Below are 18,361 nucleotides of genomic sequence, written 5' to 3' on the forward strand. Positions count from 1 at the left end.
CGTCCGGAAGGTCGCGTCTCGGCGCGCTCATCGGCCTGGGATGAATGCCAACTTACGCCCCGCCGTGCATTGCGCTTTCGTTGTCTCCTGGCCGCGGTGCGACGGCCGACGGGGGCGAGAATGAAAAGTCTGGCAATGGTGGCGGCATTTCTTGCCGCATGGTGCGTGACCGGGTCTGCGCTGGCAGAGGATTTCGCCGTAGTGGGCGCCCGGATCTATGCCGATCCCCAAGCAAAAGCTCTCGAAAATGGCGTCGTGATCGTCCGCGACGGCCGGATCGCCGCCGTCGGCTCCCGCGCGCAAGTATCGGTGCCCCAGGGGATGAAGACCATCCCGGGTGCAGGACGCACGCTCGTCGCGGGTTTCTGGAACAGCCACGTCCATCTGATGACGCATGACTTGCTTCACCCGGACGCGGCCGACCCTGCGAAGCTGGAAGGGCAACTGCGTGACATGTTCACGCGCTGGGGCTTCACGACGGTGTTCGATCTCACCTCCAGCACCGCCAGTGCGACCACGCTACGGCGCATGATCCAAGAAGGACGGTTTGCCGGGCCCCAAATACTCACGGTAGGTGATCCCTTCTTCGCGAAGAACGGCACGCCGGTCTACGCGCGTCCGGTCTATGAGGCGGAGCATATTGCGGTGCCCGAGATACGCTCGACGCCAGAGGCCGTAGCGCGGCTCGATCGGCAGGCGCAGGCGGGTGTGGACGGCGTAAAACTGTTCACCGGCGCCATTCTGGGCGCCGAGGACGTCATGGTCATGCCGGCAGACCAGATCCGCGCGCTGACGGCCGCAGCGCATCGCCATCGCCTGCCGGTCTTCGCGCATCCCACCAATCGCGAGGGCATGAACGCGGCGGTGGAGAACGGCGTCGACGTGCTCGCCCACGCCACGCCGATCGCGGGTCCCTGGGATGCGGCGCAAGTGCGCAAGTTGGTCTCGGCCCATGTCGCGCTGGTGCCGACGATGATGCTGTTCGAAGTCTATCCGGCAGACAGCACGCCGGTCGCCACTGTCGTCCAGCAGGTCCGCGCACTCAGCGAGGGCGGCGGCGAGGTCCTGTTCGGCACCGACGCCGGCTTCATGGACGTGTTCGACCCAAGCGCGGAGTATCGCCTGATGGCGCAGGCGATGGACTGGCGCCATGTGCTGGCGGCACTCACCACCACCCCGGCGCGGCGCTTCGGTCAATCCCATGTGCGGGGCCGGATCGGGCGGGGATTGGCAGCCGACATGGTCTTGCTCGATGGCGACCCTGCACTGGACACGGCGGCCTTCGCAAAAGTCGCCGTGACGATCCGCGCGGGGGAAATCCTTTCCTCGATAGAGTGAGAGTGTGCACATCTTCCGCCTGCCGGGAAGACGCGGCCGTTTCCGGCACAAGTCGCTGCTTGCGGCCAGCGCTATCGCGAGAAACCTGCCCCGCCGGAGACTACGAAAGGGACGGCAGGCAACTTTACTTCGGCTGAAAGGCCCTTGAACCGCTCACACAGTCATCGCGGTAGCTTTCCCGTTTCCGCGTAAGGATGGGATCTGGCGATGGGTCGTGACCGTTGCCGATATGCCTTGTTCCTCCAGGGCACTTATGGCCTGTTGGACTACGGACGTGGCTTGAACGCCTACCAGACACTCCCTTATACGTCTCGCCTCTTCCACGTAATTTGAGCCCATTTTGTCCACGCCATCCAGAATTTCCGCGGCAGTGGTGCTTCTTATGTCGAAGACATAGTCCTGCTGCTGGAAGAGTGCCGCAAGGTCAGTATATTTGCTGGCCCACCCGAGTACGACTGCAGGGACACCGCTTCTGTAAGCGAATACCACCGAATGATAGCGCGACGCGACGACATATTTGAATCGCGCGAGGATGTCGATCAGCTCCGGACTTGAGAACTCTCCGGAAATTACCTGAACCTTCTGGCTATTTCTCACTTTGCCAAGGACTTGCTTGACCAGATCCGTGTCAGCGGTGGACGTGTTCAGAATGTAGACATTTTCGCCATTTTCGAGCAATCTCTGGAGCATTTTCGCATAGAGATCGATTACCGCGGAAGCGTCACCGATCCTGAATACGTTCTTGTTTATAATGAAGCCAATGGAGTTTGGCGCTGGGTAATATTCCTTTACGTCTCTGTGCCTGGTGGAGATTTGGCTGGCGCTGGGAAAAATCTTTCCCCTTATCACCATGTCTGCCGACAATTCGACATTCTGCAGGCCAAGAGAAGTCAGGCATTCATACCCCTCGCACTCGCGCGCATATATCTTCAAGGGGTACGTCAGTTCTTTCTTTACCTCGTCGATGAAGTCGGAATCCTCTTTCTCACCCCAGTCGAATGGACCGAAGCTCTGCGGCATGAGGATGATCTTCTTGTTGAAGCGGCGAGCGATCCTGATTGTGTCCAACAACATTCGCCCGCTTTGCTTGGGCCACCCGGAGCCCAGCGTGTATCCACTCGCATCGAAGATAGCGTCCGCTCTTTGCAGGGCCTTCTTCATGTCCGTGATCTTGTTGCGCCACTTGTCGCTTTTCCTAAGGTACCCGACGATGCCGGTCGCTATCGGCACCAGGAACGGCACCTTGTACAAACCGTATCTCAAAGCAGGGCGCGTGAAATCGTCGTATGGCAGTAGCGGGAAGGTATACTGTTCCGGATCGTCGTATTTGCTCGCGAAACCGATTACTTCGCACTCGCCGTAGATCGATTTCAAGGAATAGCTCAGGGAGAGAAACATGGCCTGCGCGCCTTTGTTTCTCATCTGGATCCCGGTAATGATGAACGTCTTCATATTACCGACCCCGCCCCTTGATAATTGATCCGTCTCAGCGTGTCGGTACCAGTCATGTCCTTCTTCGAACGTCCCACCGGTCCGTACCAATGACTGAGCGATTGGCCACTCATCTGCTCTAATACCTCGATCGAGGGACCATAATAATCGTTAAGACGCTTTCGCAACTCATCGGTTAGCGGCGGGTACTGGATTTCTTGCGCGATAAGATTGCGAACGGCCCGGAATGCGGTGGTGCCTCGCAAGGGACGGGCGATCGGTTTCATCCAGGCAAGACGCTTGCGCAATCCAGCGGGCACGACCGGCACCGTCTTGTCCTTCACTTTATCCTGTCCGCCCGGTGCCAGAGGCCGCGGCGGCAAGCCCAGATGCGCCCGGATCCGCGACATCTGCGTTTCCGGGTCGCCTGCCACACCCTCGAAGAAGAGGGTAAGAAGAGCCTCACGCCCATAAAGCTCGATATAGGACTGCAAATGCGAGGCAAAGTTGCCGGCAACCAGGAACCGCAAATTCTCGCCCAGCGAGGGATCGAGGTAGTTTCCTATATCTCCCCCCACCTCGCCGCGCCTGAACAGCATGCAGTAGTCGGAATAGGCCCGCTCGACCGGGTTGCGTAGCTGTACAATCAGTTTCACATGCGGCAGGTGGCGGTGGAGGCGGGCCGCTGCTTCGGGCACATAGAGGTAGGAGTTGGACTTCTCGCCGACGATCTTGCCGGCCCCCTCCTCGCTGAACTGCGACAGATACCAATCTTCTCCCCGGCCGTATTCCCTGGAAAAATAATGCAACTCCGGATCGGGCATGTAAACGGCCGGATCCGACTGCAGCTGTGCCTGAAGCCAGGTGGTTGCCGATTTCGCCGCGCCGATAATGATGAAGTCAATTTTGTCGAACTGCATAGTATACTGGCGCCTCCAGTTAATGCGCTGGTACGGGGAGCGGTGCACCTCGATGATACCGCGCAAATGCGGTCGGCCTTGCGTAAGCTGGCTCCGGCAAGCACTGTCTTCGGGGTTTCAATCGTCCATGTCGCGCTCGGCGTTGGAACGGCTCCTTCCGACGCGCACAACATAATGGCAGCGACCACGATTGTCCTGCCGGGCACACCAAACGCATTTACCGAAGATCGCTGAATCGCGGCGCACAACAACTCCCAAATTGCGTTTGGAAAACATAGGTGAAGCGCAGTCGAAACAAGAAGTGTTCTTTTGGCTTAGACCCAATGCGTCCGTTAAGGTTGTTCCGCAAGCAGGGCCACCGGCATGAAAGATGATCCTGCCAGTCGGCCCGGCTGAAAGGCGGTTCTGGACGCCATCGATGGCGAATGCACGATCGGCGGGATCGTCGAGATCGCGGGAGGCGAGGCAAAGGATCGTGCCCGAGCCTTCTTCGAGGCCCTGTGGTCCTAAGACCAGATCACGGTCGACGCCACCGCCGCGCGGAGCTAGCGACGGCGCAAAAGCGCGCTTGCCGGGCGCGGGGATCGACGCCATTACGGTAGCCGATGTTCGGAGCGGCTTCACGAGGCGGTCCCCGGCCATAGCCCATATCCACGCGAAGATTGCTGAACTCGACGGAGACAGATCATGACATCGTGCCCCCATAGCAGCACCATCAATCAGGTCACGCCAAGCGCGCGCGGCTGCGAGGAATGCCTCAAGATCGGGAGCCCCTGGCTGCACTTGCGCATCTGCCGCAGCTGTGGCCACGTCGGCTGCTGCGACCAGTCCCCGCACCGCCACGCCACCGCGCACTTCCACGCGGCACACCATCCTATCATCGAGGGATACGACCCGCCCGAAGGCTGGGGCTGGTGCTACGTCGACGAGGAAATGATCGACCTGCCCGACCAGACGCCGCAGCTGGGGCCGATTCCGCGCTACTACTAGGGCGTGAACGCAGGTACCAAGGCGGCCGAGGGGCGTTGAGCAGTCTCCCGGTCGTTGCATGATGGCGCCCATCCTTGGAAGAAGCCGCTGGTTGGATCGCCCCCGCCGCAACGATGATCGAGGCCATCATGACCGCGTCCAACCTCGGCGCCCGCGTGACGGGATGGGGCTTTGTCGTGTTTACCCTCGGCTCCATCGCCTGGTCGGTGATCGGGCTCTCGTCCGGCCAGACCAACCTGCTTGCCACCAATGGCTTCCTGACGCTGGTGAGCCTGATTGGCGTCTGGCGCTGGCTCGGCAAGCAGCGCGCCTATGAGGACGGCGACAAGTCCGCCACCGAGGAGAGCCGGCGCTCTGCCTCTCCCACGCTGTTCACCGCCAGCGGGATCGCCGGAATGCCCGTGACCGCCAGAGACGGAACATCCATCGGCAAAGCCGTCGAGGCGCTGATCGCTTGCGAGGACGCGGCGCTGAGCTATGTCGTGATCGCGTCGAGCGGTGTCGGCGGGATTGGCGAGGAACTGCGCGCCGTCGCCCGGGCCGACCTCACCTTTGCAGGCGACAGTCTGAAACTGCGGCGCGAAGCGGCCTGGTTCCAGGCCTTGCCGCCGCTGGCCGATGGCGACTGGCCACCCGCGCCGGAATAGAAACCGCTGCCAGAGCGCCCTGCCAAAACTATCGGGGAACGATGGCAGGCCCAGCGCCGGGCGAGGGGTCCTGCGTGATCCACACCGGGTTAGAATAGCACCACCGATCGGCATCGGGGTCTTCGCCCTCTGCGTCGAGGACCGGTTCGCCCTCTCCGGTATTGGTGCCGCGAAGCCGGATGTAATAGGGCGTCGAGGCTGGCGGCAGCGGGAAATCGACGACGACCTCGCCCCTGTTCACCTGCTTTTCCGACAGCACATGGCGCTTCGGCACATGGCTGTCCGGGGCACCGGCCCGCACGGAGCCCAGGATCACATCCACGTGATCCCATCGTTTATGAACGGGTGTTCGTAGCGGTTCGAAAGTCCGTCTCTCAGGAGGCGGAATATGTAGTGTGAATGGCAATCGGGCCGGAAAGGCAAGAAAGATCGGGTGCGGCCGCCCCGTTCAACGCCCCGGCCGATTACTGCGGCCCCGCGCACCGGAAGCTGGCGGCGCGCTTCGGGTCTCCGCTGCCAAGGTAGCGGGCGGCCTGGGGATAAGGGCATAGCGGGCGCTCTGCCGCGACTTTGCCGTTTTCGCGCTTGATCGACAGGATCGCGCCGGGGACCGTGCCCGTGTCGAGCCAGCGTTCCAGCGCGGAGAGCATGTCATGCTCGGGCGCCCGGTCCAAGCCCTCGCCGCCGGTGGCGCCGAACAGGTCGGGGCCGGTGCCGCCCACGCAGTGGTCCATGCCCGGCACCATGTAGAGCCGCAGGAAGTCCGACACCCCGCCCATCCGCGCCGTCACCGCGTGGAAATAGCCGGTGGTCGACTGCGCCAGCACCAGCGGATCGGCCCAGCCCTGGTACATCAACAGCTTGCCGCCCCGCGCGCGAAAGGCGGTGAGATCGGGATTGTCGGCATGGAGGTTCATCACCCGGTCGATGGCGGGCAGATCGTCGGCAATGCGGAAGGTGGCGGCATCCCAGGTCCGGTCGCGATGAACCCCGTCTCCGAACAGCGACACCGCCAGATAGGGAGGCCCCGGCGTGAACGGCTCGGGCAGCGGCGTGGCGCTGACGGGAACGCCGGGCAGAATGCCGGAATCGATGCGCTTGCCGTTCTCGTCGTGAAGCGGACCATAGATCCGCCGGGCGAAAGCGATCTGCGCGGCGCTGAGGCACGCGCCGGAGCCGGGGCGGCAGAGCAGTTCGCCCAGGTCGAAACGGCAGGCGGCCGGGTTCGAGACAAGACCGTCCCTCACGCCGTCGTCGCCATCGCACCGGGCGGCACCCCTGCGGGCCACGAGCGTCCAGTCGGCCGCGGACATCAGCCCGGCATGGCGACGGTGCTCGATCATCTCCCACATGCGCCGCGCGCTCATGGCGGGGGTGTTGACGCCGGGTGCACCGGCCAGGATGCCGTCGTAGTCGCCGGGATAGCGCTGCGCCTCGGTCATGGCCTGGCGGCCCCCGCCCGAACAGCCAGAGAAGATCGCGCGGCGCACCGGCTTTTCGTAGAAGCCGACGATCGCCGCCTTGGCCTTCACGGCCAGCAGGTGATTGGCACGCTCCGCATAGTTCGCCGCGCGCTGCGGATCGCCCAGCAGCCAGTGCGGGTCGCTTGCCTTGTGGCCGGTGTCTGTGCTGGCGGCGGCATAGCCGCGCGACACGCCGCGTGCCAGTTCCCGGTAGTTGAAGCTGCCAGCCTGCCCGCCGACGCCGCCGGTCAAGAGATGGCCGTTCCACGCGCGCTTCACCGGCAGCCATAGCTCGAAGCCGATCTCCTTCTCGATCACGCCTTCGATGCGGCAGAACCCGGCCTGCACTTTCGGCGCGCGGACATCGGGCGAGGCAAAGCCGCTCCCCGCCGCGACCGGGCTGGCCCGCGTGATCCGCAAGTCCGGCACCGCGATCCGGACCGCACCGTCGCAGGCCCCACCCGCCTCCACCGGCCCGGCGCCCAGCGACGTGGCCGCGAGCAGCGCCAGCAAGGTCATCTCAGCCTTCCTTTGCCGGGATCACGGGAAGGGCGACGGAGGAGGCATGGGTCCGGTCGAAATAGACGGTGATGCGCGGCGGGGTGGCAATGTCGCGCGCGCGCTCGCGGTGGTCCGAACCGGTGACGGTGATCTGCATGCGGTGGCCCCTCCGGAACACCCAGGAGGTGGGCATCATGTCGAAGTGCAGGCGAACGGCCTCGCCCGGCTTCAGCGGCTGGGCGTCTTCCTTGTAGGCGCGGTGCCAGGGCACGCCGGCCGGCATCTTCCAGGGCGACGGCGCCTCCTTGCGCAGCGAGGCCTTCAGCCGCCCTTCGGTAACGACATGCACCGCACCGTCCGGTCCCACGTCTTCCAGGTAGGCGAAGACATTGGCGTCGGGCTGGTCGGCCGAGATCCAGAGGTCGGCGATGGCATTGCCGGTCACCTCGGTATCCGCCGGAAGCACGGCGCCCGCCATGCTCACCCCGTTGCCCGCGACATGGCAGGGCTGCACTTGCGATCCCGAACCGGCATCGGGGCACTTCACGTCGTAGTTGGCGGTGAAAGTCACCGGCTTGCCGCGCCCCGCTGCGGCCGAGAGTTTTGCGCCGTCGAGGAAGAAGGCGCGCATCTGCGTCTGCCTGAGCGGCCAGTCCGTCGTCGCCCGCCATTCGGTTCCGGGAGCGGCGTTGACGGTGAAGTAGTGGATCGGCGCGTCCTTCTCCACGCCGGTCTCGATGCCCTTCAGATAGCGATCGTAGAAGCGGTGCATCTCTTCGAGCAGCGCGAAATCGTCGCTGTTGCAGTGCTTCCACGGGCCGATGACGACGCGCGATCCGGGAATATTGGCATGGGCGATGAAGGCCTGGTCGCGCAGTTCGTCATTCCACCCGCCCTGGATGTAGAGCGGCACCCCGCCGAGACGGATCTGGTCGGCATAGCTGGACGCGCTGCCTTCCGCCCAGAACCGGCTGGCGACCAGAGACGACCAGCTGTCGCGATAGGGAAGCTGCTTCCACATGTCGTAGAGCGGCGTGGAAAGCTGGTGTTCCTCGGCGGCCTGACGCAGGATCACCTTGTTCTCGTCCCCATCGACGGGCGAGACCTTCATGTCGTTCTCGATCGTGCGCGTCGGGCCGGTGCCCCACTGCGCGAAGATGCCGCCGCGGCGGAAGGCATCGTACTTGTTCCAAGAGAAGCAGCCCGCGAAGACAGCCTTGAGCGCGGGCGGACGCATGGTCATGACATGCATCGCCGCATCGCCGGTGTTCGAGCAGCCGTAGACCCCCACCTTGCCGTCCGACCAGGGCTGCGACGCCAGCCACTGCGTCATGTCGAAGGCGTCCTGCGCCTCGTTGCGATCGTGATAGCCGCGCCGCACGCCGGTGGACTGGCCGTTCCCCCGCCGCGCCACTTGCACCACGACATAGCCGTAGCGGGTGAGTTCCTGGATGCGGCGATAGTCGCTCACCCGCTCGCCCGCCCCGTCGGCGGTCTGCTGCGAGATCGACAGCGTGTGGTGCCAGATCACCGGGAAACGGCCGTCGACCGGCTGGCCGTTCCTGGTCGGGCGGTCCACCCGGATCGCCAGCTTCACCCCGTCGCGCATCTCCACATAGCGCGAGGAGGACGCCATGCCGTCATAAGTGGCGGCGGGCTGGTAATGGCCGAAGCTGCTCTGCGGAACTTGGGCATGCGCCGTCCCGGCCGAGAGGGCTGCCATGACGAGAGAGGGGGCGAGAAGAGATGCGGACAGCGGCTTCATCATTTCAGACGTACTCTCGAATGGAGACACACAGGATCAGGCACGGGGAGCAGGCGGATCACTGCACCGGGAACTGGGCCTCGGCATCGCGGCGGGCCTTGGCCTTGAGCGCGGCGGCATCCTCGGGCAGCAGCCAGCGCTGCTTCACCATGGCGTCGACTTGCGTATCGTAGCGGCGGACGAAAGCCTGCGCCGAGCGGTATCGGGCCTTGAGCGTCGCGGCGTCCAGATTGGTCCGCACGAAGATCGGGCGACCCTTGGCAGGCGTGCAGGCAGGCAGGTCAGTGCCCTTGTAGGGGCCGTAGGAGGCCAGCGGCACCTTGAACTCCGCCACCGGAAGCCCGCCCACCGGATTGCCCGTGGCATCGCGGCGGATCTTGTCGCCGTCCCACGCCAGCAGCGGCGCGTGCGGCGGCGCAACGCCCTTGTCCGCCCATTGCCGCAAGTTCTCGACCGCCGCGCGCGCCAGTGCGCCATGAGGGACATCGCTGATCGGCAGGCGGCAGGTGTTGAGCGCGTCCTCCCCCTTCACGCCCGCCAGCGGATAGCCCTTGGCCGCCAGCTGCAGGAAATTCGGGCGCTTCTCGCGCGGTGGATTGCCGTCGATCATGCTGGCGCTGTGGACCACCGCGCCGAGCTGGTAGATCCGGTGCGCCCCCACTCTGGCGTCGCTGTCGGGCGTCTGCGGTCCGGGGCCGGTGCCCACCTCAAACTCGGACATGAATTCGATCACCGGCACGTCAATCGGCTTCAGGCTGCGGCGCGGATCGTCGTTGCGGGTCTGCGCTTCCTCGCTGTTGAGCGGGATATAGCCGCCGCCATTCCAGCGCGAGGATATGCCGATCAGGTAGCCGTCGAACACCGGCCTGCCGTTCGGCAGGCGCGCGCGGTCATGGAAGCCCTCATTGATGAAGGTCCGCTGGACGCTGCCGGTGAAGGACCAGCCGCCCACCAGCATGCGCCGAACCTTCAACCCGCGCAAAGGGTTCTCCGCGCGGTCGCTCCGCAGCAGGGCGCCGATATCCGCCATGACCTGATAGCGGATGCCGTCCTCCTTCGGCCACTGGATCGCGCCGTAGCGCTGGGGCTCGAACCACTGGAGCACCTGGCTCTGCGCGGTCGGCACCGGTCCCTTGGCCGAGATCACGCGCGAGGGTGCATCGTCGCCCAGCCCCGCCGCCACGTAGATGTCGCCATGCGCCATCATGTAGCCGGACATCGCCACCCAGTGCGACGTGCCGCCCTGGGAGGGGTGGATCGGCTCGAAATGCACGACGCCGCTGAACTTCGCGGGATCCTTCGGGCGCCGCACGATGATGCGGGTGCCATAGGGAATGTCCTTGGCCAGCACCGCCAGCACGCCCGAGGGATCGCGCCGGTAGGCATCGGCCGTGCCGTGGAGGAAGTATTCCTCCTCGACATAGCCCGCCGCGGCCAGGTCCACGGCCGGTACCGCGCCCGGCACCCAGGCCGTGTTGTAGACCCGGCTGTCCGCCGTGACGGGGATCGGACCGTCGACCTTGTCGATCCCCGCCCAGGCCGGGACCGAGGCCGTGAGCGCCCCGGCCAGGATCATCATCGGGCCGCACACCGCCCGGCGCATCGGACCCGCCATCAGAACGTCTTGCTCAGCGAGAGGGAGACCATGCGGCCGATGGCACTGGTGGTCTGCGGATCGAAGCCGCCGCCGCCGCCGTTGGAGGTCGGCGCAAGGTCCACGAACGGCGGGTCGCGGTCGAACAGGTTCTGCACGTCCAGTCCGATCTTCACGCCCTCGGTGCCGGGAATGCCGGTGCCCTCCAGATCGTAGGACAAGCGCAGATCCACGGTGGTGTAGGACTTGATGCGCTCGACCGGGGTGACATACGTGTTGTTGTAGCCGTTCTGCCAGGCCACCACCACGCTGCCGTCGAACCCGCCCTTGGACCAGCCGGCGATGCCGCGTGCCCGCCACTTGAGCGGATAGTCGATATTGTTGGCCTGATCGATCACCGGGCTGTCCGGTGTGATGCCGACCTTGTAGGTGAAGAAGTGCGTCCCCCGCAGCGAGAAGCGGAAATCGCCCGCGCTCTCGGTCGGGATCGGGACCGAAAGCCCGAAGTCGAGACCGCGCGTGATCGTCGTGCCCAGGTTGCTGGGGCGCCCGTCGATGAAGACCCCGGCCGCCTGCGCATTGGCCGCCGTGCCGCCGTTGACGTTGAGACCCGAGGCCACCAGATCCGCGATGCGGGACTGTGCCGCCGCGCCCCGCGTGATGATCGAGCCGAACAGGTTCTCCTGACGCAGCACGTTCAGGTTCGACAGATACCCATTGATCTGCCCTTCGTAGACGATGTCGAAATAGTTCAGGCTGAACACGGCGCGCGGCAGGAAGGCCGGCGAATATTCGCCGCCGAACGACCAGGTCCGCGCCGTCTCGGGCTTCAGATCGGTATTGCCGCCCGAAAGCGCCACGCCCTGCACCGTGGTGCCGACGGTGGGGTCGTAGTAGTTCTGGATATAGAGCTGGGTGCCGCCGGCACTCACCAGCTGCGTGAGCAAGGGCGCGCGGAAGGATTCGCCGTAGCTGCCGTGCAGCTTCAGGTCCGCCACCGGTTCCCAGTTGATGCCGATCTTGGGGTTCTTGGTGGTGCCCACGTCGCTGTACTTGTCGATACGGCCGGCCACGTCGAGCTGCAGGTTGTGGAAGCCCGGGATGGCATTGCCCGGTCCGAAGATCGGCACCAGCACTTCGGCATAGGCCGACTTCACGTTGCGCGAGAGGCGGAGGTCAGTGCCGGTCTGGGCTTCCAGCCGCCCGCGCAGCTGCCCCGTGCGCAATTTGAGCTGGTAGTATTCCGCGCCGATGGCCAGCTTCACGTCACCGCCGGGCAGCGTGAACAGGGTGCCGTCCAGCTTCGCCTCCGCCGCCTTCATGCGGCTGATGCCCTGCGTGGTGCTGACGTTGTTCATGATCGCGGCGATCACGTCGGGATCGTTGACCGAAGTGCCGAAGGGATTGAAGGCCATGGCCGGGTTGCTGCTGGCCAGAGCGGCAGCCAGTGCGGCGGAATCCGTCTGGCTGCCCTGGGTGAACACCCTGTCCTTGTTCCAGCCGTAGCTGCCGTAGGCGTCCAGCTGCCAGTCTCCGAACAGGTCCGCGGTGATCCCCGCCGTGCCCTGGATCGTCTTGGAGGTGATGTCCGAGGTCGAATAAGGGCCGTAGTCGTTGACGAAGGAATACTGCACGATCTCGCTGGCAGGGCTGGTTCCGGCAGGGGCCACGAAGAAGGCGTTGCTGCGCGGCACGTTCAGGTTCTGCGCCGCCACTTGTCCCCGCCGCACGGCATCGCGCCGAGAGGCATAGACATCGGCGTAGAAGCGGATCCCGTCCGTGATGTCCTGGTCGAAGTTGATGGTGCCCGCGTTGATCTCCTGCTGCGGCACCAGATCGATGGCCTTCAGGTTGTCGCACTTGTTGCTGGTGCCCGCGACGAGGCCGCCCGGCGTCGCGCCGCCCGCGGGGATCGCGTAGCTGCGGCCGCCGGTCACGATATTGCCCGGCGCGCACTGGGTCACGCGGTAGTCCGCACCCCCGCGCGCGGTCAGGTCGGCGCCGTAGAAGTCGCGGTCCTGGCCGCTCAGGTTGCTGCGATACGTGTGCTGGAAGGTTGCGGTGACCTGGCCGGTCGACCACTTGTGGCCGGCGATCATGCCGATCTGGCTTTCCAGGTAGTGATCCGCGACGCCGTGCTGGACTTCGATCTGCGCGCCTTCGTAGTTCCGGCGCAGGATCAGGTTGGCAACGCCCGCCACCGCGTCAGAACCGTAGACCGCCGAGGCACCGTCCGCGATCACTTCCACGCGCTCGAGCGCCAGGGTGGGGATGGTGGAGGGGTCGATCGTGGCCCCGGTCGTGCCTTGCGGCACCGCGCGGCGGCCGTTGATGAGCGTCAGCGTGGCATAAGGGCCGATGCCGCGCAAATTGATGGAGTTGCCATAGACCACGTTGCCCGCGCCGCCCGCACCGCTGCGGCTGGTATCGGAAACGCCGTAATTGGTGATCTGCGGGGTTTCCTGAAGCACCTTGATCGTGGTGGTCGCCGCCGACTGCTCGATCTCCGCGCGGCCCACGGCAACCAGCGGGGAACCGACCGGGGCAGCCCCGCGAATGCTGGTGCCGGTAACGATGATTTCCTGGATCGTCGGCGCTTCGGCTTCCTCTGCCTGCGGCTGCGGAGCCGCATCCTGGGCCCAGGCCGGCGTCGCCACGAGCGCGAAAACGGCCATGGCCCGACGAGAAACCAGGCGGGAAACGGGGTGACGCAAGGTAATGCGCGACATGTATTGACCTCCCAACCCGGCAGCACCGGGCATTTATCGTTTCGGCGATCTCACCGGCGCGAAGGGAGCAACAGCAGGGTGCCCGACCAGGCACGACACGACCTCTCCACCCGTCGCAGCGGCGTTATCGCCGTCCGCAGGCGCTCCTTGGCGCCATCGACAACACAATGATGGGGCTAGATCGTGGAGATTGTCAACTATCTTTTGATAGGACGGTATTGTTTTTCTTTATAGCGATATCCCCGGCTCGTCATAAGCCAGATACATACGGTCCAGCAGCTCGCGCAGAAGCGCCAGTTCGGCCTTTGTCAGCTGATGCAGAACGGCATCTTCCGTTTCCGCCAGGATCCCGAACAGTTCGTCCAGATAAGTCTTGCCGGCTTCGGTCACGAACAGCGCATGGCGGCGGCGGTCAGTGGGCGAACGTTCGCGCACGGCCAGTTCGCGCTTCTCCAGCTCGTCCACGATCTGCACCGTGATCGACTTGTCCAGACCCACCGCCTTGGAGAGTTCGTTCTGTGAAATCCCCGGATTCGCCGCCACGATCGAAAGCGAGGAGAACAGGCCCGAACGCATGTTGCGATCCGCCGTTGCCGCGGCGAAATCCCGCGAGAGCTGGTTCTGGATTCGCCGCAGGCGAAAGCCGATGAATTCGTCGAGCCGGCCGAGCTTGATGCCCGAATCCGCTGCTTGCGCCTCTGCCCGCTTGCTGCCGCCGCGCGTCACTGTTCCGTCCCTGCCTTAATCTGGTTTAGTGTAGTTGACAGATAGTTGAATTTCTCTACCATCATGCCGATCGCGTTATTAGACGGTTGAACCGCAGGGCTGTCAATAAGGCGGCCTTCAGGAGAGGAAGATGCAGAACGACCTGGACACAGGCGAGGAATCGCCTCCGGCGCTTGAAAAGCCCGAAGCGGAAAGCGCCGCGACACGCGCGGCCTATCTCGTCGGCGGCACCGGCCTGTTCGTGGCCATGGCTACCGACGCCATTGCCGTACTGGGCCGCCACACCGGATTTACCCTGCTGGGCTCGATCGAAGTGGTCCAGACCTGCATCGTCCTCATCGCCTCATCGGCCATGATCTTCGCGACGCTCAAAGGCTCCCATGCCGCCGTCCACATCCTTACCGAGCGCCTGAGCGCCCCCACCGTCCAGCGCCTGGCCAGCGTCGCCTCGGCGCTTTCCGCGGCCCTGTTCCTGGTCCTGGCGGCAGGCTGCTTCTGGCTCGTCGCCGACCTCTGGAACGGTCATGAGAGGACCGAGTTGCTGCACATCCCGATCACCCCGCTGCGCCTCCTTCAGATCGCCGCGCTGGCCTTCGTCGCCCTGCTGTTCCTGCGCAACGCGCTTCGCAGGAGCGCACGATGAGCCCGGAAATGATCGGACTTCTCGGCATTGCCGCGCTTCTCGCCCTGCTGGCGGCCGGCGTGCCCATCGGCGTGGGCCTTGCAGGCGTGGGCCTGCTCGGCCTGGCCGTGCTGATCTCGCCCGAGGCGGCCGTGATCAAGGGCGGCGTCGTCGCTTTCGAAACCGTGATGAAGTATGAACTGGGCGTCCTGCCGCTGTTCCTGCTCATGGCGCACTTGTGCTTCGCGGCGGGCGCCAGCCGGGACTTCTTCGACGTCGCCGCGCGCTTCGTCGGGCACCGCAAGGGCGGATTGGCGCTCGCCTCCATCGCCGGATGCGCAGGCTTCGGCGCGATCAGCGGCTCCAGCCTCGCCACCGTCGCCACCGTGGGCGCGGCCGCCCTGCCGGAAATGCGCCGCGCCAAGTACCAACCCGGCTTCGCCGCCGGTGCGCTGGCCGCGGGCGGCACGCTGGGATCGCTGGTTCCCCCTTCGGGCGCGTTGATCGTCTTCGGCATCATCGCCGAACAGTCGATCGGCAAGCTCTTCGCCGCCTCGATCATTCCCGGCCTGACCCAGGCGCTGTTCTACATGATAACGATCAGCGTCTTGTGTCACCTCAACCCCTTGCTCGGCCCCAAGTCCGAGCGCGTGGGCTGGCGCGACCGCCTGATCGGCATCGGCCGCATCGTCGACGTCATCGCGCTGGTGGTGTTCGTGATCGGCGGGCTGATGATCGGCTGGTTCACCCCCACCGAGGCGGCCTCCGTGGGCGTGGTCGCGGCGCTTGGCCTCTGCGCCCTGCGCGGCGCCTTCAACCGCCAGGCCATCGGCAGCGCCGTGGCATCCACCCTGCGCACCTCGGGCATGATCTACGTCGTCATCATCGGCGCCATTCTGTTCGCGACCTTCATCAGCACCACCGGCATCGCCGACGTCATGTCCGCCTGGGTGCGCGACATGCACGCCAGCCCGGTTCTCGCGATCATCGCCATGGCCCTGCTGCTGCTGCTGCTCGGCTCGTTCCTGGACGGTCTGGCGCTGATGCTGCTGACTACCCCGATCTTCCTGCCGATCGCGCAGGAACTGGGCTACAGCGCGATCTGGTTCGGCATTTTCCTGACGCGCACGATGGAAATCGGCTTCGTCCATCCTCCGCTCGGCCTCAACGTTTACGTCATCCAGGGCATCGCCAAGGACATCCCGCTTTCCGCGATCTTCAGAGGCATCCTGCCGTTCCTGCTCGCGGACTTCCTCCATCTCGCCCTCATCATCGCGGTGCCCGCGCTGACCCTGTGGCTGCCCAGCGTGACGGGAGGCTGATCCGATGCGTCCAAAGTTCCTTTTCGCCGCCGCGGCCCTGGCGCTTTCCGGCTCTCTCGCCGGCTGCAGTGCGGCGCCGGCTCCGCAGGGCCAGGCGCAGGCCAAATATACGCTGACATATGCCAGCCCCTATCCGCCCAGCCATCCTTTCAGCCGGGCCGACCAGGAGTGGATGGCCCAGGTCGAGAAGGCCAGCCAGGGCCGGCTCGCCTTCCGGCCCTACTGGTCCGGCGCGCTGCTCTCCAGCGACATGAGCATGGAGGAGATCCGCCACGGCGTTGCCGACATCGGCCTGATAACGCCGATCTACGCCAAGGGCGGCGCGCATCTGCTGCGGGTCCAGTCGGGCTTCTACGGCGGCGTGCGCGACATCGGCGAGCAGATCGCGGTCTACGATTGCTTGGCCGCCCGCTTCCCCGGTTTCGGCAGGGAATTGCACGGCCTCCACGTCCTGGCCGTGCAAGGCGGCAACTTCCCCGGCGTGCTCACCCGGACGCGGCCGATCCGCCACCTCGAAGACTTCCGGGGCCTGCGCCTGCGCGCCCAGAGCGACGCGGTGGACGTGCTCAAGCAACTGGGCGCCGATCCCGTCAACATGCCCATGAGCGAGGTCTATTCGGCGCTGGCCAAGGGGGTGATCGACGGTGTCGTCGCCCCGGCCGACACGATCAAGAGCCTGCACTTCTCGGAAGTGGCCAAGCACTTCACCTCGATCCGCTTCAGCCGCGGCGCCTATCCGGCCCGCGCCGTGTCCGACCAGGCCTGGCGCCGCCTGCCGCCCGACTTGCAGCGTTTGCTGATCGCTTCGCGCAAGGACTGGGAAGCCGCGCTCAACCGCGAACTGATCGCGGCCGAAGCGGCCGGCATCGCCTTCGGCAAGACTGACGGCGTCGATTTCTCTCCCCTCCCCGCCGGCGAGCAAGCGCGCTTCGACCGGCTCTACAACGCCGACGCCTTCGGCCAGGCCCAACGCCTGTCGCAAGTCGGCATCGACGGCGTGCCCGTGTTCCGGGCCGCCCAGCAACTCATCACCACCGGCACCGCCCATCAATGCGCGCCGACGGAGGACCGCCCATGACCACTACCGAACGTCCGCTTGAGGGCCTGCGCGTCATCGACCTTACCCGCGCCCTGGCCGGCCCCTATGCCACGCTCCTGCTGGCCGGCCTCGGCGCCGAAGTCATCAAGATCGAGGACCCGCGCGGCGGCGACCTGGCCCGCGAGAACAGCCCTTACGTGGGGCGCGACGGCATCGTCGTGGAACGCCGGCACGAGGACGACGTCTCCGTGTCCCACCTCACCCGCGCCCGCGGCAAATACGGCGTCGCGCTGGATTTCAAGAAGCCCGGCTCGCAGGAGGTCTTCCGCGACCTCGTGCGCTCGGCCGACATCGTCGTCGAGAACTTCACCGCCGGCACGGCCGACCGCCTGGGCATCGGCTATGAAGTGGCGCGCGCCGAGAACCCCGACGTGATCTACTGCTCGCTCAGCGGCTTCGGCGCCACGGCAGCGGACGGCAAGGCGATGGACATCATCATCCAGGCCCTGTCCGGCGCGATGTTCGCCAGCGGCGGGCATGACGAGCCGCCCGTGCGCATCGGCATTCCCATTGCCGACATGCTCGCCCCCGTCTTCGCGGTGATCGGCATTCTTTCCGCGCTGGAGCAGCGCCACCGCACCGGCACCGGCCAGCACATCGACGTATCCATGCTGGGCGCCCTCACCAGCTTCGTCGCGATCGAGAACTGGTCGGCCATGGCCGCGGCGGGCATGCAGGCCCGCACCGGACTCACCGTGCAGCGGCTCTCGCCCTTCGGCGTGTTCGAATGCGCGGACGGCTATGTCGCCGTGGTCGCCGTGCATGAAAAGCTGGCGCAAGGCCTGTTCCGCGCCATGGGCGAGCCGGCGCTCTCGGCCGACCCGCGCTTTGCCAACCGGGATTCGCGCGTTGCCAATGCCGCAGTGCTGGAAGCCCGCATCAACGCCTGGTCGCGCAGCCTGCCGACGGCCGAAGTCGTCGCCCTGCTCGAAGCCGAAGGCGTGCCCGTCGCGCCGGTGCGCCACCCGGAAGACGCCTTGGTCGATCCGCGCGTGGTCGCCCGCGCCGAGACGATGGAAGTCCATCACCCCAGCTACGACACGCATATCGACTTGCGCACCGCGGGTATTCCCATCGTCTTTTCGGGCGCGCGCACCGGCTTCGACGATGTGCTTCCCGTGCGCGTCGGCGAACATGCAGAGACGATCCTGACCGGCCATCTCGGCTACTCGGCGGAAAAGATCGCCGATCTGCGCGCCGCCGGAGTCATCTGA

At 65.4% G+C, this 18,361-nt stretch carries 16 protein-coding genes; 7 read left to right on the plus strand and 9 right to left on the minus strand.

Annotated features, from left to right (window positions below):
• Window positions 1-120: 120 nt before the first annotated feature.
• Window positions 121-1,338, plus strand: a complete 1,218-nt coding sequence (locus ACZ1J6_RS07065) for an amidohydrolase family protein (protein ID WP_465127193.1) — start codon at window positions 121-123, stop codon at window positions 1,336-1,338.
• A 153-nt stretch (window positions 1,339-1,491) separates the two neighbouring features.
• On the opposite strand, the gene ACZ1J6_RS07070 is transcribed toward ACZ1J6_RS07065, so the two are convergent.
• The 3 genes from ACZ1J6_RS07070 to ACZ1J6_RS07080 form a co-directional block, all read right to left on the minus strand.
• Entirely contained in the window at window positions 1,492-2,790 is a 1,299-nt protein-coding gene (locus ACZ1J6_RS07070) for a polysaccharide pyruvyl transferase family protein (RefSeq protein WP_465127194.1), read from the minus strand.
• Window positions 2,787-3,689 carry a sulfotransferase family protein gene (locus tag ACZ1J6_RS07075; protein ID WP_465127195.1) on the minus strand — a complete coding sequence of 301 codons (903 nt, stop codon included), beginning with the start codon at window positions 3,687-3,689 and terminating at the stop codon, window positions 2,787-2,789. Before ACZ1J6_RS07075 ends, ACZ1J6_RS07070 begins: the two co-directional genes overlap by 4 nt.
• 117 nt (window positions 3,690-3,806) lie before the next feature.
• A complete protein-coding gene (locus ACZ1J6_RS07080) occupies window positions 3,807-4,283 on the minus strand; it encodes a hypothetical protein (protein WP_465127196.1) in 477 nt (158 codons plus the stop codon).
• A gap of 93 nt (window positions 4,284-4,376) precedes the next feature.
• Between ACZ1J6_RS07080 and ACZ1J6_RS07085 the strand changes: the two genes are divergently transcribed.
• Together ACZ1J6_RS07085 and ACZ1J6_RS07090 are read left to right on the plus strand one after the other, a co-directional pair.
• Window positions 4,377-4,679 carry a UBP-type zinc finger domain-containing protein gene (locus tag ACZ1J6_RS07085; RefSeq protein ID WP_134093543.1) on the plus strand — a complete coding sequence of 101 codons (303 nt, stop codon included), beginning with the start codon at window positions 4,377-4,379 and terminating at the stop codon, window positions 4,677-4,679.
• 74 nt (window positions 4,680-4,753) lie between these two features.
• Window positions 4,754-5,326 carry a PRC-barrel domain containing protein gene (locus ACZ1J6_RS07090; RefSeq protein WP_465127197.1) on the plus strand — a complete coding sequence of 191 codons (573 nt, stop codon included), beginning with the start codon at window positions 4,754-4,756 and terminating at the stop codon, window positions 5,324-5,326.
• A gap of 28 nt (window positions 5,327-5,354) precedes the next feature.
• Here ACZ1J6_RS07090 and ACZ1J6_RS07095 read toward each other — a convergent pair whose 3' ends face one another.
• The 6 genes from ACZ1J6_RS07095 to ACZ1J6_RS07120 form a co-directional block, all read right to left on the minus strand.
• The gene (locus ACZ1J6_RS07095) at window positions 5,355-5,648 is read right to left on the minus strand and encodes a hypothetical protein (protein ID WP_465127198.1); all 294 of its coding nucleotides are present in this window, start codon (window positions 5,646-5,648) and stop codon (window positions 5,355-5,357) included.
• Between the two features lie 142 nt (window positions 5,649-5,790).
• Window positions 5,791-7,308 (minus strand): tannase/feruloyl esterase family alpha/beta hydrolase, encoded by a 1,518-nt coding sequence (locus tag ACZ1J6_RS07100; protein ID WP_465127199.1) that lies wholly within the window; start codon window positions 7,306-7,308, stop codon window positions 5,791-5,793.
• A 1-nt stretch (window position 7,309) separates the two neighbouring features.
• Window positions 7,310-9,055 carry a CocE/NonD family hydrolase gene (locus ACZ1J6_RS07105; protein WP_465127200.1) on the minus strand — a complete coding sequence of 582 codons (1,746 nt, stop codon included), beginning with the start codon at window positions 9,053-9,055 and terminating at the stop codon, window positions 7,310-7,312.
• 58 nt (window positions 9,056-9,113) lie between these two features.
• Window positions 9,114-10,670: an alpha/beta hydrolase domain-containing protein gene (locus tag ACZ1J6_RS07110; protein WP_465127201.1), complete on the minus strand. Its 1,557-nt coding sequence runs from the start codon at window positions 10,668-10,670 to the stop codon at window positions 9,114-9,116.
• On the minus strand, window positions 10,670-13,378 hold the full coding sequence (locus ACZ1J6_RS07115; protein WP_465127202.1) for a TonB-dependent receptor domain-containing protein: 2,709 nt from the start codon (window positions 13,376-13,378) through the stop codon (window positions 10,670-10,672). The genes ACZ1J6_RS07110 and ACZ1J6_RS07115 overlap by 1 nt, the downstream gene beginning before the upstream one ends.
• 228 nt (window positions 13,379-13,606) lie before the next feature.
• On the minus strand, window positions 13,607-14,104 hold the full coding sequence (locus tag ACZ1J6_RS07120; protein WP_132267272.1) for a MarR family winged helix-turn-helix transcriptional regulator: 498 nt from the start codon (window positions 14,102-14,104) through the stop codon (window positions 13,607-13,609).
• Between the two features lie 130 nt (window positions 14,105-14,234).
• On the opposite strand from ACZ1J6_RS07120, the gene ACZ1J6_RS07125 reads away from it, so the two are divergent.
• The 4 genes from ACZ1J6_RS07125 to ACZ1J6_RS07140 are packed head-to-tail and all read left to right on the plus strand — an operon-like array spanning window position 14,235 to window position 18,361.
• Complete coding sequence (locus tag ACZ1J6_RS07125) at window positions 14,235-14,747, plus strand: TRAP transporter small permease subunit (protein ID WP_465127203.1); 513 nt, start codon at window positions 14,235-14,237, stop codon at window positions 14,745-14,747.
• Window positions 14,744-16,048 carry a TRAP transporter large permease gene (locus ACZ1J6_RS07130; protein WP_243654293.1) on the plus strand — a complete coding sequence of 435 codons (1,305 nt, stop codon included), beginning with the start codon at window positions 14,744-14,746 and terminating at the stop codon, window positions 16,046-16,048. The genes ACZ1J6_RS07125 and ACZ1J6_RS07130 overlap by 4 nt, the downstream gene beginning before the upstream one ends.
• Window positions 16,049-16,052: 4 nt before the next feature.
• Window positions 16,053-17,126 (plus strand): TRAP transporter substrate-binding protein DctP, encoded by a 1,074-nt coding sequence (dctP, locus tag ACZ1J6_RS07135; protein ID WP_465127204.1) that lies wholly within the window; start codon window positions 16,053-16,055, stop codon window positions 17,124-17,126.
• Window positions 17,123-18,361 (plus strand): CaiB/BaiF CoA transferase family protein, encoded by a 1,239-nt coding sequence (locus tag ACZ1J6_RS07140; RefSeq protein WP_465127205.1) that lies wholly within the window; start codon window positions 17,123-17,125, stop codon window positions 18,359-18,361. The genes dctP and ACZ1J6_RS07140 overlap by 4 nt, the downstream gene beginning before the upstream one ends.

The organism is Novosphingobium sp. BL-S-21, assembly GCF_055521655.1.

Bases quoted from the DNA above. Each gene is read 5' to 3' on its own strand.
- ACZ1J6_RS07065 (WP_465127193.1), top strand. From the start codon at position 121: ATGAAAAGTCTGGCAATGGTGGCGGCATTTCTTGCCGCATGGTGCGTG.
- ACZ1J6_RS07070 (WP_465127194.1), bottom strand. From the start codon at position 2,790: ATGAAGACGTTCATCATTACCGGGATCCAGATGAGAAACAAAGGCGCG.
- ACZ1J6_RS07075 (WP_465127195.1), bottom strand. From the start codon at position 3,689: ATGCAGTTCGACAAAATTGACTTCATCATTATCGGCGCGGCGAAATCG.
- ACZ1J6_RS07080 (WP_465127196.1), bottom strand. From the start codon at position 4,283: ATGGCGTCGATCCCCGCGCCCGGCAAGCGCGCTTTTGCGCCGTCGCTA.
- ACZ1J6_RS07085 (WP_134093543.1), top strand. From the start codon at position 4,377: ATGACATCGTGCCCCCATAGCAGCACCATCAATCAGGTCACGCCAAGC.
- ACZ1J6_RS07100 (WP_465127199.1), bottom strand. From the start codon at position 7,308: ATGACCTTGCTGGCGCTGCTCGCGGCCACGTCGCTGGGCGCCGGGCCG.
- ACZ1J6_RS07105 (WP_465127200.1), bottom strand. From the start codon at position 9,055: ATGAAGCCGCTGTCCGCATCTCTTCTCGCCCCCTCTCTCGTCATGGCA.
- ACZ1J6_RS07110 (WP_465127201.1), bottom strand. From the start codon at position 10,670: ATGGCGGGTCCGATGCGCCGGGCGGTGTGCGGCCCGATGATGATCCTG.
- ACZ1J6_RS07115 (WP_465127202.1), bottom strand. From the start codon at position 13,378: ATGTCGCGCATTACCTTGCGTCACCCCGTTTCCCGCCTGGTTTCTCGT.
- ACZ1J6_RS07125 (WP_465127203.1), top strand. From the start codon at position 14,235: ATGCAGAACGACCTGGACACAGGCGAGGAATCGCCTCCGGCGCTTGAA.
- ACZ1J6_RS07130 (WP_243654293.1), top strand. From the start codon at position 14,744: ATGAGCCCGGAAATGATCGGACTTCTCGGCATTGCCGCGCTTCTCGCC.
- dctP (WP_465127204.1), top strand. From the start codon at position 16,053: ATGCGTCCAAAGTTCCTTTTCGCCGCCGCGGCCCTGGCGCTTTCCGGC.
- ACZ1J6_RS07140 (WP_465127205.1), top strand. From the start codon at position 17,123: ATGACCACTACCGAACGTCCGCTTGAGGGCCTGCGCGTCATCGACCTT.